We start from the raw sequence: 13,680 nt of genomic DNA on the forward strand, positions 1-13,680 counted from the left end.
CTAACTCTTCGCTGAGCGGGCCGGGTCAGGGCACATCGTAGCCGAAGCGGCGGATGATCCCGGCGGCCGTCTCGCCGCGGACGAAGGTCAGGAAGTCGTCGACGACCTCCGGGTGCGCGCTGCGCGTCAGCGCCACGGCCCCCTGGCGAATCGGATCGTAATCCCCGGTCGGCGGCAGCCAAGCGTGGCCCTTGTCTTTCACAGGGCTGTCCGGGTCATGCAGTTGCGACAGGGCGACGAAGCCCAGCTGGGCGTTGCCGGTGGCGGCGAACTGGAAAGCCTGGCTGATGCTCTCGCCCTGCACGATCCGCCCCTGTGCCTTGAGCCGCTCGTACAGGCCCCGCTTGTCCAGTACCTGTTGTGCCGCCGTCCCGTAGGGCGCGGCCTTGGGGTTAGCCATCGCCAGGTGGCGGTAATCGCCGTCAGCGAGGATGGTCTCGGCGTTCTCGTCGACCGGCAGGGTGGCGCTGTAGAGCGCGAGCTTGCCGCCGGCGTAGACGAAGAAGTCGCGCGCCTCGCCCGAGTCGACCAGGATCTGCGGCCGGCGGGTGTCGGCGGAGAAGTAGGCGTCGAAGGGGGCGCCGTGCTGGATCTGGGCCAGCAGCTTGCCCGACGGGCCGAAGGCGAAGCGCACCTCGTGGCCGCTTTGCGTCTCCCAGGCCGCGCCGATCGCCTCGGCCGTCTTGGTGAAGTTCGCCGCCACCGCCACGGTGATGGTCTCCGCCCGGGCAAGGCCGGCCCACAGCAGTGCGCCGAGCAGGGCGATGATCCGCGTCGTTCTGACCATGGGTCGCTGTCCTCGATGTGTTGTCCGGTATATCTCGATGAGCACGATCAATCGGCTGGCGGCTGGGTCGTCTGCTCAGTCGTCGACGCCCAGGATCACGTGGCTGGCCTTGATCTGCGCGCAGGTCTCGCCGCCCTCGCGCAGGCCCAGGATCTCGATGCTGGCGTTGGTCACCACCGCCGTAATGCGGGCCCCGCCGGGCAGGGCGACCACCACCTCGCTGTTGACCGCCCCGGTCTCGATCCGCTCGACCGAGCCGCACAGATGATTGCGCGCCGAGGTGCGCGAGCCGGCATCGCTCAAGATGACGAAACTCGACTTGATCAGCGCATGCACCGGCCGGTCCTCGGCCAGCGCCATCTCCTCGGCGCTGTGGCGCGTGATCACCGCGACCAGCTCGTCGCCGCCGGCAAGCGTCACGACCACCTCGCTGTTCACCGCCCCCGGCGTGACGGTCTTCACCCGCCCGGCGAGCGCGTTTCGGGCACTGGTCTTCATCCGGATCCTCCGCAGCTGGTCGAGGTCCTCGCCCAGCTCATTGCGGTCGAACAGCTCGAGCAGCTCGCGCTGCATCGCCTCCAGCCGACGCCAGGCGGACAGCAGTCGCCGGCCCTCCTCGGTCAGTTCGGCCCCGCCGCCGCGGCTGCCGCCATGGCGCGTGGCCACCAGCGGACGTTCGGCGAGATTGTTGATCGCGTCGACCGCGTCCCAGGCCGCCTTGTAGGTCATGCCGATCGAGCGGGCCGCGCCGCTGATCGAGCCGGTCTGTTCGAGCGCGGCCAGCAGTCGCAGGCGGCGATCCGAGACCTCGCCTGCGCCCAGCTTCAGTCCCAGCGAACCGGTGAACGAAGCGTTATGTTTTTCACTATATATCGACATCGGGGCCGTGACAACGAGCGGTGGGTATCGGTCAATCTTACCCGGGGACGCGGCGCGGGAATGCTAGCGCGGTTCGTCCTTGATCTGCTGGAAGGCGTCCAGGGCGCGCTGTCGCGAAGCCTTGAGATCGACGATCGGCTCGGGATAGGTCTCGCCCAGCGTCACCCCGGCGCGATCGAGCGTCTCCGGTTTCGCCTCCCAGGGCGCGTACAGCGCCTTGTCGGGCAGATCGGCCAGTTCCGGCACCCAGCGACGGATGAAGGCGCCCTCCGGGTCGAACTTCTCGCCCTGCAGCACCGGGTTGAAGATGCGGAAGTAGGGTGCGGCGTCCGCGCCGGTGCCGGCCACCCACTGCCAGCCGGCGGTGTTGCTGGGGAGATCCGCGTCGACCAGCGTGTCCATGAACCAGTCCGCGCCGGAGCGCCAGTCGACCAGGCAGTTCTTGGTCAGGAACGAGGCGACGATCATCCGGGCGCGGTTGTGCATCCAGCCGGTGGACCACAGCGCGCGCATGGCGGCATCCACCACCGGGATGCCCGTCTGCCCGCGCTGCCAGGCGGCGAGATCGTCGGGGTGATCTTCCCAGGGCAGGGCATCGAAGCGCGCGTCGAGGTTGTCGGTCTCGGTCTGCGGGAAGTGATAGATGAGGTTGGCGCCGAACTCGCGCCAGCCGATCTCGCGCAGGAAGGCCTCGGTGCCCTTTTCCTCCAGCGCCTCGGGATGCTCGGCCCGCACCCGGGCGACGACCTGGCGCGGGCCGATCTCGCCGAAGTGCAGATGCGGCGACAGCCGCGAGGTGCCGTCGAGGTCCATGCGGTTACGGGTCTCGTGGTAGTGGTCGACCTCGTCGAGGAAGGCCTCGAACCGCTCCCAGGCACCGGCCTCGCCGGGTGTCCACCAGTCGGCAAAGCCGTCCGCCCAGTCGAGCCTCGGCAGCAGGTCGAGCGCGTCGATTTTCTCGCTCTCAATGTCGTCGGGTGCCGGCTCGAGTCGCTCGGGTTCCGGCAGCAGTTCCTGGTCGATGCCTTGAGCCAGCAGCGCCTTCCAGTAGGGCGTGAACACCTTGTAGGGCTCGCCCTGCTTGTTGAGCACGTTCCAGGGCTCGTGCAGGTAGTTGCCGTTGAACGACTGCACGGCAATCCCCGTCTTGCGCAGCGCCTGCTTGACCTCGCGGTCGGTGGCGATGCCGGCGGGTTCGAGACGGCGGTTCCAGTGCACGCCTGTCGCCCCGCTCTGCTCGGCCAGCTCGCGCAGCACGGTCGCCGGTTCGCCGCGGCGGACGACGAGACGGCTGCCCTTTTCCCGCAGGGTGCGGTCGAGTGCGACCAGGCTGTGATGCAGCCACCAGCGACTGGCCCCGCCGGCATGAAAGCCGTCGCGGCGGGTCGTTCGCCGGCTATCGGTCGGCGCGATGTAAATGGGTATGATGGGCCCGGCAGCAAGCGCCCGCGTCAGGGCGGGGTTGTCGGCCAGGCGCAGGTCCTGGCGAAACCAGACGATGGTGGGAGTGACGGACATGGACGAGTCGATGGCTTCTGGGCGGGGATGCGGCCGGTGAGTATGGCAAAGCTTTTCGCGATTGCTCGGGCGGCTCTGACGGCGTCTGTCCTGTTGTCCTTCACCCCGTCCGCCCTGGCTGAATCCGACCAGCGGCCGGTGGTGCTGGTCGCCCCGATCGCCGCCGGTGTCGAGCCGCGCCCACCGCTGGTCGGCAGCGTGGTCGCCGAGACGAATGCCGCCGTCGGTTTCCAGGCGGCTGGACGCATCAGCGAGCGCCTGGTGCGGCGTGGCGAACGGGTCGAGCAGGGCGAGCCGCTCGCCCGGCTGGACGAGCGCGATCTCGCCGCCCGGGTGGATTCGGCTCGGGCCGCGCTCGAGCAGGCGCGTGCCGATGCGCGCCTCGCCGAACAGGAGCTCGAACGCATCCGCACATTGTTCGAGCAGCAGGTCGCCAGTCGCCAGGCCCTCGACCAGGCAGAATCCCGCGCCCAGGCGACTGCCTCCCGGGTGACCAGTGCCGAGGCGCAGCTGGCCGAGGCCAGGAATGCTCTCGACTATGCCTCGTTGGCCGCGCCCTTCGACGGGGTGGTGACGGGGCTCAGTGCCGATGTGGGTGACGTGGTCGCCGCCGGCCAGCCGGTGGTCCGCCTGGCGGCCGATGAGGGGCGGCTGGTCGAGGTGGCCGTGCCCGAGCGCCGCCGTGCCGATCTCGCCGAGCGGGCCGAGGCCCGTCTGGAGGCCGACGGCGCGACCGCCGAGGTGAGCCTCGACACGATCAGCGGTGCGGCCGACCCGGTCAGTCGCAGTTATGCCGCCCGTTACCGGCTAGCCGATTCGGCCGCGGGCATGACGCCGTGGTCGCTCGGCCAGACCGCCATTCTCTCGTTCACCCGGGAGGGGGCGCGCCACCAGCGCGTGCCGGTCGGGGCGGTCTTTGCCCGCGACGACCAGCCGCGGGTGTTCCGCGTGCTCGACGGGCGGTTGGAGGCCGTCGAGGTAACGTTGCGGCGCATCGATGTCGATTACGCCCTGATCGACTCCGAGCTGCCGGCCGGGACGCTGGTGGTGATCGCCGGGGTCAATCGTCTGCATGACGGCCAGGCCGTGCGCGTGCGCCGCGGCGACGAGGTGGCGACGGGTGCCGGGGAGTCCGCTCCTTGAGCGAAGCGTCCGTCAGCCGCTTCAACCTGTCCGCGCTGGCGGTCCGCGAGCGGTCGGTCACCCTCTACCTGATCCTGCTGGTGGCGCTGGCCGGTCTGTACGCCTTCGTCTCCCTCGGCCGGGCCGAGGATCCGGCCTTCACCCTCAAGGTGATGCTCGCCGAGGCGCACTGGCCCGGGGCGACCGCCCGCGAGATGCAGGAGCAGGTCGGCGAGCCGCTCGAGGTCGCACTCGACAACGTGCCTTACTTCGATTTCGTCGAGAGCATCAGCCGGCCGGGTTCGATCTATCTCAGGATCAACTTCGAGGAGTCCACGCCGCCCGAGGCGGTCGATGACGTCTTCTACCAGGTCAGGAAGCACCTCTCCGATGCCGAGCCGCAACTGCCGCCCGGCGTTGCCGGCCCGTTCTTCAACGACGACTTCTCCGACGTCTACTTCACCCTGTATGCCCTGACCGCGCCGGGGGCGGACCAGAAGAGTCTGGTGCGTGCCGCCGAGACGCTGCGGCGCGAGGCACTGCGGGTCGAGGGTGTCGACAAGGCTCATCTGATCGGTGAGCAGGACGACCGCATCGAGGTGCGCCTCGACCCGGCGCGCATCCAGTCGATGGGGCTGACCACCGAGGCGGTTGCCGCGGCCATCGCCGGGCAGAACCGCATGACTACCGCCGGGCTGATCGAGACCGACGGCCCGCGCCTGTACCTGCGCGTCGGGTCGGGGCTTGATGCCGAGGGGGCGGAGACGATCGAGCGCATTGCCGCCACGCCCCTGAACATCGACGGCCGGGTGCTGCGCCTCTCGGACGTGGCCGACATCTCGCGACGCCTGGCCGAGCCGCCGGCCTTCGTGGTGGAGAACAACGGCCAGCGGGCGCTGATGGTGGGCGTGATCATGGCCGACAACATCAACGGCCTGAAGCTCGGCGAGCGGCTTTCTGCCTTCGAGGAGCGCGTCGCCGCCGACCTGCCGGCCGGAGTGCAGCTGGAGAAGGTCACCAACCAGGCCGACGCGATTCGGCTGGCCGTCGACACCTTCCAGATCAAGTTCCTGCTCGCCCTGGGCGTGGTGATGCTGGTGGGCTTTCTCGCCCTGGGGCTGCGCGCCGGGCTGGTGGTCGCCTTCGCCGTGCCGCTGACGCTGGCGATGACCTTCGTCGTCATGCAGATCACCGGCAAGAACCTCGACCGGATCACGCTCGGCGCGCTGATCCTGTCGCTGGGACTGCTGGTGGACGACGCCATCATCGCCATCGAGATGATGCTGGTGAAGCTCGAGGAGGGCGCCGAGCGGACAGCTGCCGCGGCGCACGCCTGGACGGTCACCGCCATGCCGATGCTGGTGGGCACGCTGGTGACCGTGGTCGGTTTCGTGCCGATCGGCTTCGCCCAGTCGAACGTCGGCGAGTATGCCGGCAACATCTTCTGGATCCTGGGCATCTCGCTGATCGCCTCCTGGTTCGTCGCGGTGGTGTTCACCCCCTACCTGGGCGTGAAGCTGCTGCCTCGTATCGAGCCTTCGTCTCCCGACGATATGTACAGCGGGCGTATCTATCGCGCATTGAGGCGTGTGGTGACCGCCTGTGTGGCGCATCGCTGGTGGGTGCTCGGCGCCACCCTGATCCTGTTTGCCGGCTCGGTGGTGCTAATGGGTCAGGGGGTGGCCAAGCAGTTCTTCCCCAGCTCCGATCGTCCGGAGCTGCTGATCGACATCCAGCTGCCGGAGGGCAGCTCGGTCGAGGCGACCCGCGCGGTGGCCGAACGGGTGGCCGCGGCGATCGAGGACGACCCGGCGCTGGAATCGCTCTCCACCTACATCGGTCGGGGCGCGCCGCGCTTCTTCCTTGCGCTCAATCCCGAGCTGCCCGATCCGGCCTTCGCCAAGATCATCGCCGTCACCCACGATGCCGAGTCACGCCAGGCCCTGCGCGAGCGGATGGAGGCGATGATTGCCGAGGGCGCCTTCCCCGAGGCGCGCGTACGTCCGCACCCGCTGCTCTACGGCCCGCCGGTGGTCTGGCCGGTTCAGTTCCGGGTCATGGGGCCCGAGGTCGGGCAGCTGGTGGCCATCGGCGAGCAGGTGCGCGAGATCATGGCGAAGAACCCGCATCTCGTTGATCCGCACCTGGAGTGGGGGCGGCAGGTGCCGGCCCTGCGTCTGGCGCTCGATCCGGGCCGGCTGGCCGCGCTGGGCGTCACGCCGGTCGAGGTCCAGTCGCAGCTGGCCGAACTGATCAACGGTCGTGCGGCGACGCGGCTGCGCGAGGATATCCGCGGCGTCGAGGTGATCGTGCGCGCCGAGCCGGGCGTTGCCCGCGACCCGGCGCAGCTCGCCCGTCTGCCGATCCGGATCGCCGAGGGGCGGACCGTGCCGCTCGAGCATCTGGGCGAGATCGAGGTCGAGACCGAGCTGCCGGTATTCAAGCGGCGCAACCAGACGCCGTATATCAACGTCAACGCCGAGATCCGCGGCGCGCAACCGCCGGACGCCACCTTTGCCAGCTGGGACGATCTGGCCGAGCTGAGGGCCTCGCTGCCGGCCGGCTACCGGGTCGAGATCGGCGGCACGGTCGAGCAGTCGGCCAAGGCGCAGAACTCGCTCAAGGTGATCATGCCGCTGATGGTGGTGCTGATGCTCACCCTGCTGATGTTCAACATGCGCTCGTTCCCGGGGCTGTTCATGGTGCTCCTGACCGCGCCGCTGGGGCTGATCGGCGCGGCCGGCGCCCTGGCGCTGTTCAACCAGCCGTTCGGTTTCGTCGCCTTGCTGGGGCTGATCGGTCTCGCGGGCATCCTGATGCGCAACACCCTGATCCTGGTAGGGCAGATCGACGAGAATCGCCGCGCCGGTGACGATCGTTATACCGCGGTGATCGAGGCGACCATCCGCCGCGCCCGGCCGGTGGTGCTGACCGCGCTGGCGGCCGTGCTCGCCTTCGTGCCGCTGACGGCCAGTACCTTCTGGGGACCGCTTGCGGTCACGCTGATCGGCGGGATTGCCGTGGGGACGGTGCTGACCATCGTCTTCCTGCCGGCGATGTATGCGGTCTGGTTCCGGGTGCGGCCGCCCGAGCCGACGGGGTGACGAAAGCCATCCCGGTGGGATGAAGGCAGCCTCCATCTCCTTGATATCCCGTTGCCCCCGGCTTTCCGCTACCCTCTGTCACGGAATCGTTGTCACAATTTCATCTTGCTGTCACAAACCGTCATCAGACTGCGTTCCTGCAATCGCGTTGTGTTGAACATCAACTGAGGTTTTTCTGATGAAACGTTTTGCCGTATCCAGCATCGGCCTGGCCGCCGTCATGGCGGCGACCATGGGCACCGCCCAGGCGCGTGACCAGGTCCGCATCGTCGGCTCGTCCACCGTCTTCCCGTTCGCCAGCTATGTCGCTGAAGAGCTGGGCGCGACCACCAAGTGGCCGACCCCGGTCATCGAGTCCACCGGTTCCGGCGGCGGCATGAAGCTGTTCTGCGAAGGCAACGAGATGGACACCCCGGACATCACCAACGCCTCGCGTCGCATGAAGCCGTCCGAGTTCGAGCGCTGCCAGGAAAACGGCGTGACCGACATCACCGAGGCCATGGTCGGCTACGACGGCATCGCCTTCGCCCAGAGCAACACCAATGACCAGGTCAACCTGACCCGCGAGCAGATCGCCCTGGCCCTGCTGGAGAAGGTGCCGCAGGACGGCCAGCTGGTCGACAACCCGTACATGAAGTGGAGCGACATCGACGCATCCCTGCCGGCCCGCGAAATCCGCGTTTACGGCCCGCCGACCACCTCCGGTACCCGTGACGCCTTCGAGGAGCTGGTGCTTGAGGCCGTGACCGAAGAGATGGACGCCTTTGGTGGCGAGGGCTACACCAACATCCGCAAGGATGGCGCCTACATCGACGCCGGCGAGAACGACAACCTGATCGTCCAGAAGCTGCAGAACGACGTCGACGCCTTCGGCATCTTCGGCTACTCCTTCCTCGAGGAGAACGCCAACAAGCTGGCCGGCGCGAACATCGACGGCGTCGCACCGGAGCCGGAAGCCATCGGTTCGGGCGAGTACCCGGTTTCCCGCTCGCTGTGGTTCTACATCAAGAACAGCCACGCCGACGACGTTCCGGCCATGGGCGAATACGTCGAGCTGTTCATGAGCGACAAGATGATCAGCGATCTCGGCTACCTCAAGGGCATCGGCCTGATCCCGATGCCGCAGGATCTGCTCAACGAGTGGCAGACCAACGTGGCCGATCGCAAGCAGCTCGAGCTGTCCGATCTGAAGTAAGCGAAGGACTCGCTCCCCAGGGATGGGGAGAGGGTGTCTCCCAGGGACGGGAAAAGGCCGGCGCGTATTGTCGCCGGCCTTCTCTTGTCGCAAGTGTTTGGCGGAATTTGTGCCGAATGCTTGCAACAGGAGTCAGGTTCTCAATAATGGGCCGCTTCGGGACTCCTGGAATGGCCTTGGCCGGCACAGCCGCCCGATGGATACCGACACCGTGATCCACGACGGAATAGCGCAGAGATGCAGACCGACCACATACTGATGACGTTCTTCGCCGGGGTGATTCTGCTCGGGGCGTTGGGGTTCTACCTCGGGCGTACCAAGGCGGCACGGACGCGTGCCGGCGGGGCGCACATGCACTCCCAGCCCGATCAGTACGCCTGGTTCGCGGTGCTGACATCCGCCGGGCCGGCGGTGATCGTCGCCTTCCTGGCGGCGATCGTGCTGGGTCTGTTCGAGAATGCCTTCCCGGGCTGGCTGGCAGTGGCCGGCTCCCTCGGGCTGGGTGCCTTCGGCCTGTTTCTCGGCCTGAATCGTATCCGTCCCGAGCTGCGCGCGCGTGACTCGCTCGAGCGCGCGGTCAAGTGGACGCTGCTTGCCGCGGCCTCCGTCTCGATCCTGACTACCTTCGGCATCCTGTTCTCCATCCTGTTCGAGGCGATCCGCTTCTTCCAGATGGAGAGCTTCTGGTACTTCATTACCGGCACAAACTGGGCGCCGGGCGACTCCTTCCTCGAGGCCGCCGGCCGCGCCGAGGGCGGCGAGGGCCCGTCCGGCAACTTCGGTGCCGTGCCGCTGTTCGCCGGCACCTTCATGATCACCGCGATCGCGATGCTGGTGGCGGTGCCGATCGGCGTCTCGGCGGCGATCTACATGTCGGAGTACGCCCCGGCGTCGGTGCGCACCGTGGCCAAGCCGGTGCTCGAGGTCCTCGCCGGCATCCCGACCGTCGTCTACGGCTTCTTCGCCGCGATCACCGTCGCGCCGCTGATCGTCTCCGCGGCCAATTCGGTCGGCGTGGATGCCTCGTTCAACAACGCCCTGGCCCCGGGGATCGTGATGGGCATCATGATCATCCCGTTCATTTCCTCGCTCTCCGACGACGTGATCAGTTCGGTGCCGAACACGATGCGACAGGGCTCGCTGGCGCTGGGCACCACCCGCAACGAGACCATCCGTTTCGTGGTCCTGCCTGCCGCGCTGCCCGGCATCATCTCGGCGACCCTGCTGGGCGTGTCGCGTGCCCTGGGCGAGACCATGATCGTGGTGATGGCCGCCGGCATGCGGCCGAACCTCACGGCCAACCCGTTCGAGGACATGACCACGGTGACCGTCAGCATCGTCTCCGCGCTGACCGGCGACAACGAGTTCGAATCGGCCGCGACGCTGTCCGCCTTCGCGCTGGGTCTGGTGCTGTTCGTGGTTACCCTGGCGCTCAACTTCGTCTCGGTGCTGATGATCCGTCGCTTCCGCCGGAAGTACGCGGTCAACAACCTGTAACCAGTCCAATCGGAAGCTTCCTGTCATGGCCCAGTCCCTGGACGACATCTCCCGTCAGCTGAAAAAACGGCACCGCAAGTCGGCACGCATGAAATGGTTGTCGATGGGCGCGCTCATCGCCGCGGCCGCCTTCCTGGTGCTGTTTCTCGTCGACATGCTGGTCAAGGGGCTGCCGGCCTTCCAGCAGGCCTACATCCAGGTCGAGATCAATTACAGCGAGCGGGCCAGCGAACTGCCGCTGGCGGCCGTCGAGGCCGACGTGCGCGAGCTGGTCAGTCGCGGCTACCTGCGCCTGATCCCGAACCGGATGGAGGCCAACCCCGACCTGCTCGGCACCAAGCGCATGGAGTGGGTGCTGGCGGACGATGCCGTCGACCAGCACCTCAAGGGGCGGGACACCCGTCTGCGTGACAAGCAGGTCGCGGTGATCGACCGGCTGGTCGAGGCAGGCAATGCCGAGCTGCGCTTCAACACCGGCTTCTTCACCAACGGCGACTCCAAGCTGCCGGAGATGGCCGGCCTGGCGTCGGCGGCCGTGGGCTCGGTGCTGGTGCTGATCGTGACATTGGCATTCGCCTTCCCGGTGGGCGTGATGACGGCGGTCTACCTCGAGGAATTCGCGCCGGACAACCGTTTCACGCGCTTTCTCGAGATCAACATCAACAACCTGGCGGCGATCCCCTCGATCCTGTTCGGTCTGCTGGGGCTCGCGATCTTCATCAACTTCTTCGGCGCGCCGCGCTCCTCGGCCCTGGCCGGCGGCCTGACGCTGGGCCTGATGACCCTGCCGATCATCATCATTACCTCGCGCGCCGCCCTGCGGGCCGTGCCCGATTCGATCCGTCAGGCGGCCTTCGGCGTCGGGGCGACCCGCTGGCAGACGGTGCGTGATCACGTGCTGCCGCTGTCGATGCCCGGCATCCTGACCGGTTCGATCATCGGTCTGGCCCAGGCGCTGGGCGAGACCGCGCCGCTGATCATCATCGGCATGATCGCCTATATCCCGGACGCGCCGGGCAGCTTCACCCAGGCGGCGACCGTGCTGCCGGCGCAGATCTTCACCTGGGCGGGCATGCCGGAATCGGCCTACGTCGAACGCACCGCCGCCGGTATCATCGTGCTGCTGTCCGTGCTGATCACGCTCAACGCGACCGCGGTCTATCTGCGCAAGAAATTCGAGCACCGCTGGTAATCCGGCGGCCAGACGACCCTTTCATCGAACGCCACACAACGACAGGTACGGCGAGCATGACAACCAAACTCGCATCGACGGGCGCCCCGCTGACATTCAACCAGGAAACCACCCACGAGCTGGCCCTGACCGTACGGGACCTCAAGCTCTGGTACGGCGAAAAGCAGGCGCTGCACGGCATCGATCTGGACGTCTACCAGAACAACATCACGGCGCTGATCGGCCCGTCGGGGTGTGGCAAGTCGACCTTCCTGCGTTGCATGAATCGCATGAACGACCTGATCCCCACGGTGCGCACCGAGGGCGAGGTGGTCATGGAAGGCAAGAACGTGTTGTCGAAGCAGGTCGACGAGGTGGCGCTGCGCAAGAAGGTCGGGATGGTGTTCCAGAAGCCCAACCCGTTCCCGAAGAGCATCTACGAGAATGTCGCCTACGCACCGCGCATGCACGACATCGTCTCCAAGGGTGCCGAGCAGGACGAGCTGGTGGAGCGGTCGCTGCGTTCGGCCGGCTTGTGGGACGAGGTCAAGGATCAGCTCGACAAGCCGGGCACCTCGCTCTCCGGCGGTCAGCAGCAGCGCCTGTGCATCGCCCGGGCAATCGCCGTGCAGCCAAGCGTGATCCTGATGGACGAGCCGACCTCCGCGCTCGACCCGATCTCCACGGCGACCGTCGAGGAGCTGATGTACGAGCTCAAGCGTGACTACACCATCGTCGTGGTCACCCACAACATGCAGCAGGCCGCGCGCATCGCGGACTACACCGCCTTCTTCCACCTGGGCAACGTGATCGAGTACAACGACACCGCGACCATGTTCTCCACCCCGGCCAAGAAGAAGACCGAGGACTACATCACCGGTCGCTACGGCTGATCGCCGTCTCGTTCCGCCTGCCCCGGCGGCGGGCGGGCACAAAAAAAGCCCCGCGGTTCGTCGCGGGGCTTTTTCGTGTCCGGGATTCCCGGAAGGCGCTTAGCCTTCCTTGTGGTAGTCCCAGATACGCTGGACTTCGTTCTTGGAGCCCAGGATGACCGGTACGCGCTGGTGCAGCTTTTCCGGCTCGATGGTCATGATCCGGTCCGGGCCGGTGATCGACAGGCCGCCGGCCTGCTCGACGATCATGGACATCGGGTTCGCCTCGTACATCAGGCGCAGCTTGCCGCCGCGCTCGCGGTGCTTGCTGTCGATCGGGTACATGAACACGCCGCCGCGGACCAGGATGCGGTGTACCTCGGCAACCATGGAGGCAACCCAGCGCATGTTGAAGTCCTTGTCGCGCTCACCTTCGGTGCCGGCGAGGCACTCGTCGACGTAACGCTTAACCGGGGCGTCCCAGAAGCGCATGTTCGACATGTTGATGGCGAACTCCTTGGTGTCTTCCGGGATGGTCATGTTCGGGTGGGTCAGCTTGAACTCGCCGACCGAGCGGTCGAGCGTGAAGCCGTCGACGCCGTCACCGATGGTCAGGACCAGGATGGTGGACGGGCCGTAGGTGACGTAACCGGCGGCGACCTGCTCGGTGCCCGGCTGCATGAAGTCTTCCTCGGTCGGGTTCTCCTTGCCGGTGGGGGCCTTGAGGACCGAGAAGATGGTGCCGACGGTGACGTTGACGTCGATGTTCGACGAGCCGTCCAGCGGGTCGTAGGTGCACAGGTACGGGCCGCGGTGCTTGCCGGCCGGCAGGTCGTAGACCTCGTCCATTTCCTCGGAGGCGAGACCGGCGACGTGGCCGCCTTCGGTGAGGATGTCGGTGAACTCGTCGTTGGAGATGATATCCAGCTTCTTCTGGGTCTCGCCCTGAACGTTCTCGGTCTCGGCGGAGCCCAGCAGGCCGATGAGGTTGCCGCGGCCGACCTGGTCGGCAATCAGCTTGCAGCCGGAAGCCACGTCGCTGATCAGGCCGACGAAGTCGGCGTCGACGCGGCCCTGGCGCTGGTGCTCGGCCAGGTACTGCGAAAGTCGCTTGGCATCAGACATGGAAAAGTCCTCTGTGTCAGTCGAATGGGTAAACGAAAAATCGGGGACAGGAAGTCTTTGAATGCGCCAGGGAAGGTCTGCACGATTCGATGGTGCCTCTGGCCGACGGGTTTGTTCGCAATCAAGGCGCCGCGCCGAAGCTGGGCTCATTGCCCGGCGAGGTGCGGCAACGCCGGGTGCGGGCAAACCCGCCGGCCCCATTCGGGCGGGCCGCCAAGGGCCCATCTGCGGCGTTGCAGTCCTTGTGAAGGTCACCGTCATTCACGGCGAACTGCGCCTTGCAACTGGGCCCTTGGCGGTCTCGCGGAGGCACTATCGAATCATGCAGACCTTCCCAACATTCAGAGCCGCCCTGTCCGGAAATTCGGCGCCTATGGTAACCGATCGCCCGCGGCAACCGAACCAAAGCA

Annotated in this window: 10 protein-coding genes; 6 read left to right on the plus strand and 4 right to left on the minus strand. The window is 67.0% G+C overall.

Going from position 1 to position 13,680, the window contains the following annotated elements; genetic code table 11:
- Positions 1–25: 25 nt before the first annotated feature.
- The 3 genes from modA to AWR35_RS06410 all read right to left on the minus strand — a co-directional run bounded on the left by modA (position 26) and on the right by AWR35_RS06410 (position 3,184).
- Complete coding sequence (gene modA, locus AWR35_RS06400) at positions 26–787, minus strand: molybdate ABC transporter substrate-binding protein (RefSeq protein ID WP_058575102.1); 762 nt, start codon at positions 785–787, stop codon at positions 26–28.
- Positions 788–862: 75 nt separating this feature from the next.
- Positions 863–1,666, minus strand: coding sequence for a TOBE domain-containing protein (locus AWR35_RS06405; RefSeq protein WP_066185086.1), 804 nt, complete (start codon positions 1,664–1,666; stop codon positions 863–865).
- A gap of 63 nt (positions 1,667–1,729) precedes the next feature.
- Complete coding sequence (locus AWR35_RS06410; RefSeq protein ID WP_058575103.1) at positions 1,730–3,184, minus strand: deoxyribodipyrimidine photo-lyase; 1,455 nt, start codon at positions 3,182–3,184, stop codon at positions 1,730–1,732.
- Between the two features lie 42 nt (positions 3,185–3,226).
- Between AWR35_RS06410 and AWR35_RS06415 the strand changes: the two genes are divergently transcribed.
- The 6 genes from AWR35_RS06415 to pstB all read left to right on the plus strand — a co-directional run bounded on the left by AWR35_RS06415 (position 3,227) and on the right by pstB (position 12,166).
- Positions 3,227–4,327, plus strand: a complete 1,101-nt coding sequence (locus tag AWR35_RS06415; protein WP_197408147.1) for an efflux RND transporter periplasmic adaptor subunit — start codon at positions 3,227–3,229, stop codon at positions 4,325–4,327.
- Positions 4,324–7,410: an efflux RND transporter permease subunit gene (locus AWR35_RS06420; protein WP_058575105.1), complete on the plus strand. Its 3,087-nt coding sequence runs from the start codon at positions 4,324–4,326 to the stop codon at positions 7,408–7,410. The genes AWR35_RS06415 and AWR35_RS06420 overlap by 4 nt, the downstream gene beginning before the upstream one ends.
- A 178-nt stretch (positions 7,411–7,588) precedes the next feature.
- Positions 7,589–8,605: a PstS family phosphate ABC transporter substrate-binding protein gene (locus tag AWR35_RS06425; RefSeq protein ID WP_058575106.1), complete on the plus strand. Its 1,017-nt coding sequence runs from the start codon at positions 7,589–7,591 to the stop codon at positions 8,603–8,605.
- Between the two features lie 237 nt (positions 8,606–8,842).
- Positions 8,843–10,102 (plus strand): phosphate ABC transporter permease subunit PstC, encoded by a 1,260-nt coding sequence (pstC, locus tag AWR35_RS06430; RefSeq protein WP_058575107.1) that lies wholly within the window; start codon positions 8,843–8,845, stop codon positions 10,100–10,102.
- Positions 10,103–10,127: 25 nt separating this feature from the next.
- Complete coding sequence (pstA, locus tag AWR35_RS06435; RefSeq protein ID WP_058575108.1) at positions 10,128–11,294, plus strand: phosphate ABC transporter permease PstA; 1,167 nt, start codon at positions 10,128–10,130, stop codon at positions 11,292–11,294.
- Between the two features lie 56 nt (positions 11,295–11,350).
- Positions 11,351–12,166, plus strand: a complete 816-nt coding sequence (pstB, locus tag AWR35_RS06440; protein ID WP_082663953.1) for a phosphate ABC transporter ATP-binding protein PstB — start codon at positions 11,351–11,353, stop codon at positions 12,164–12,166.
- Between the two features lie 99 nt (positions 12,167–12,265).
- Here the strand turns inward: pstB and AWR35_RS06445 are convergent, their stop codons facing one another.
- Positions 12,266–13,270, minus strand: a complete 1,005-nt coding sequence (locus AWR35_RS06445; protein WP_058575109.1) for a class 1 fructose-bisphosphatase — start codon at positions 13,268–13,270, stop codon at positions 12,266–12,268.
- Between the last annotated feature and the right edge of the window lie 410 nt (positions 13,271–13,680).

Source organism: Guyparkeria sp. WRN-7 (assembly GCF_001641825.1).
In the GTDB taxonomy this organism is placed as follows: domain Bacteria; phylum Pseudomonadota; class Gammaproteobacteria; order Halothiobacillales; family Halothiobacillaceae; genus Guyparkeria.

Bases quoted from the DNA above. Each gene is read 5' to 3' on its own strand.
- AWR35_RS06445 (WP_058575109.1), bottom strand. From the start codon at position 13,270: ATGTCTGATGCCAAGCGACTTTCGCAGTACCTGGCCGAGCACCAGCGC.
- AWR35_RS06410 (WP_058575103.1), bottom strand. From the start codon at position 3,184: ATGTCCGTCACTCCCACCATCGTCTGGTTTCGCCAGGACCTGCGCCTG.
- AWR35_RS06405 (WP_066185086.1), bottom strand. From the start codon at position 1,666: ATGTCGATATATAGTGAAAAACATAACGCTTCGTTCACCGGTTCGCTG.
- pstC (WP_058575107.1), top strand. From the start codon at position 8,843: ATGCAGACCGACCACATACTGATGACGTTCTTCGCCGGGGTGATTCTG.
- pstB (WP_082663953.1), top strand. From the start codon at position 11,351: ATGACAACCAAACTCGCATCGACGGGCGCCCCGCTGACATTCAACCAG.
- AWR35_RS06415 (WP_197408147.1), top strand. From the start codon at position 3,227: ATGGCAAAGCTTTTCGCGATTGCTCGGGCGGCTCTGACGGCGTCTGTC.
- modA (WP_058575102.1), bottom strand. From the start codon at position 787: ATGGTCAGAACGACGCGGATCATCGCCCTGCTCGGCGCACTGCTGTGG.
- AWR35_RS06425 (WP_058575106.1), top strand. From the start codon at position 7,589: ATGAAACGTTTTGCCGTATCCAGCATCGGCCTGGCCGCCGTCATGGCG.
- pstA (WP_058575108.1), top strand. From the start codon at position 10,128: ATGGCCCAGTCCCTGGACGACATCTCCCGTCAGCTGAAAAAACGGCAC.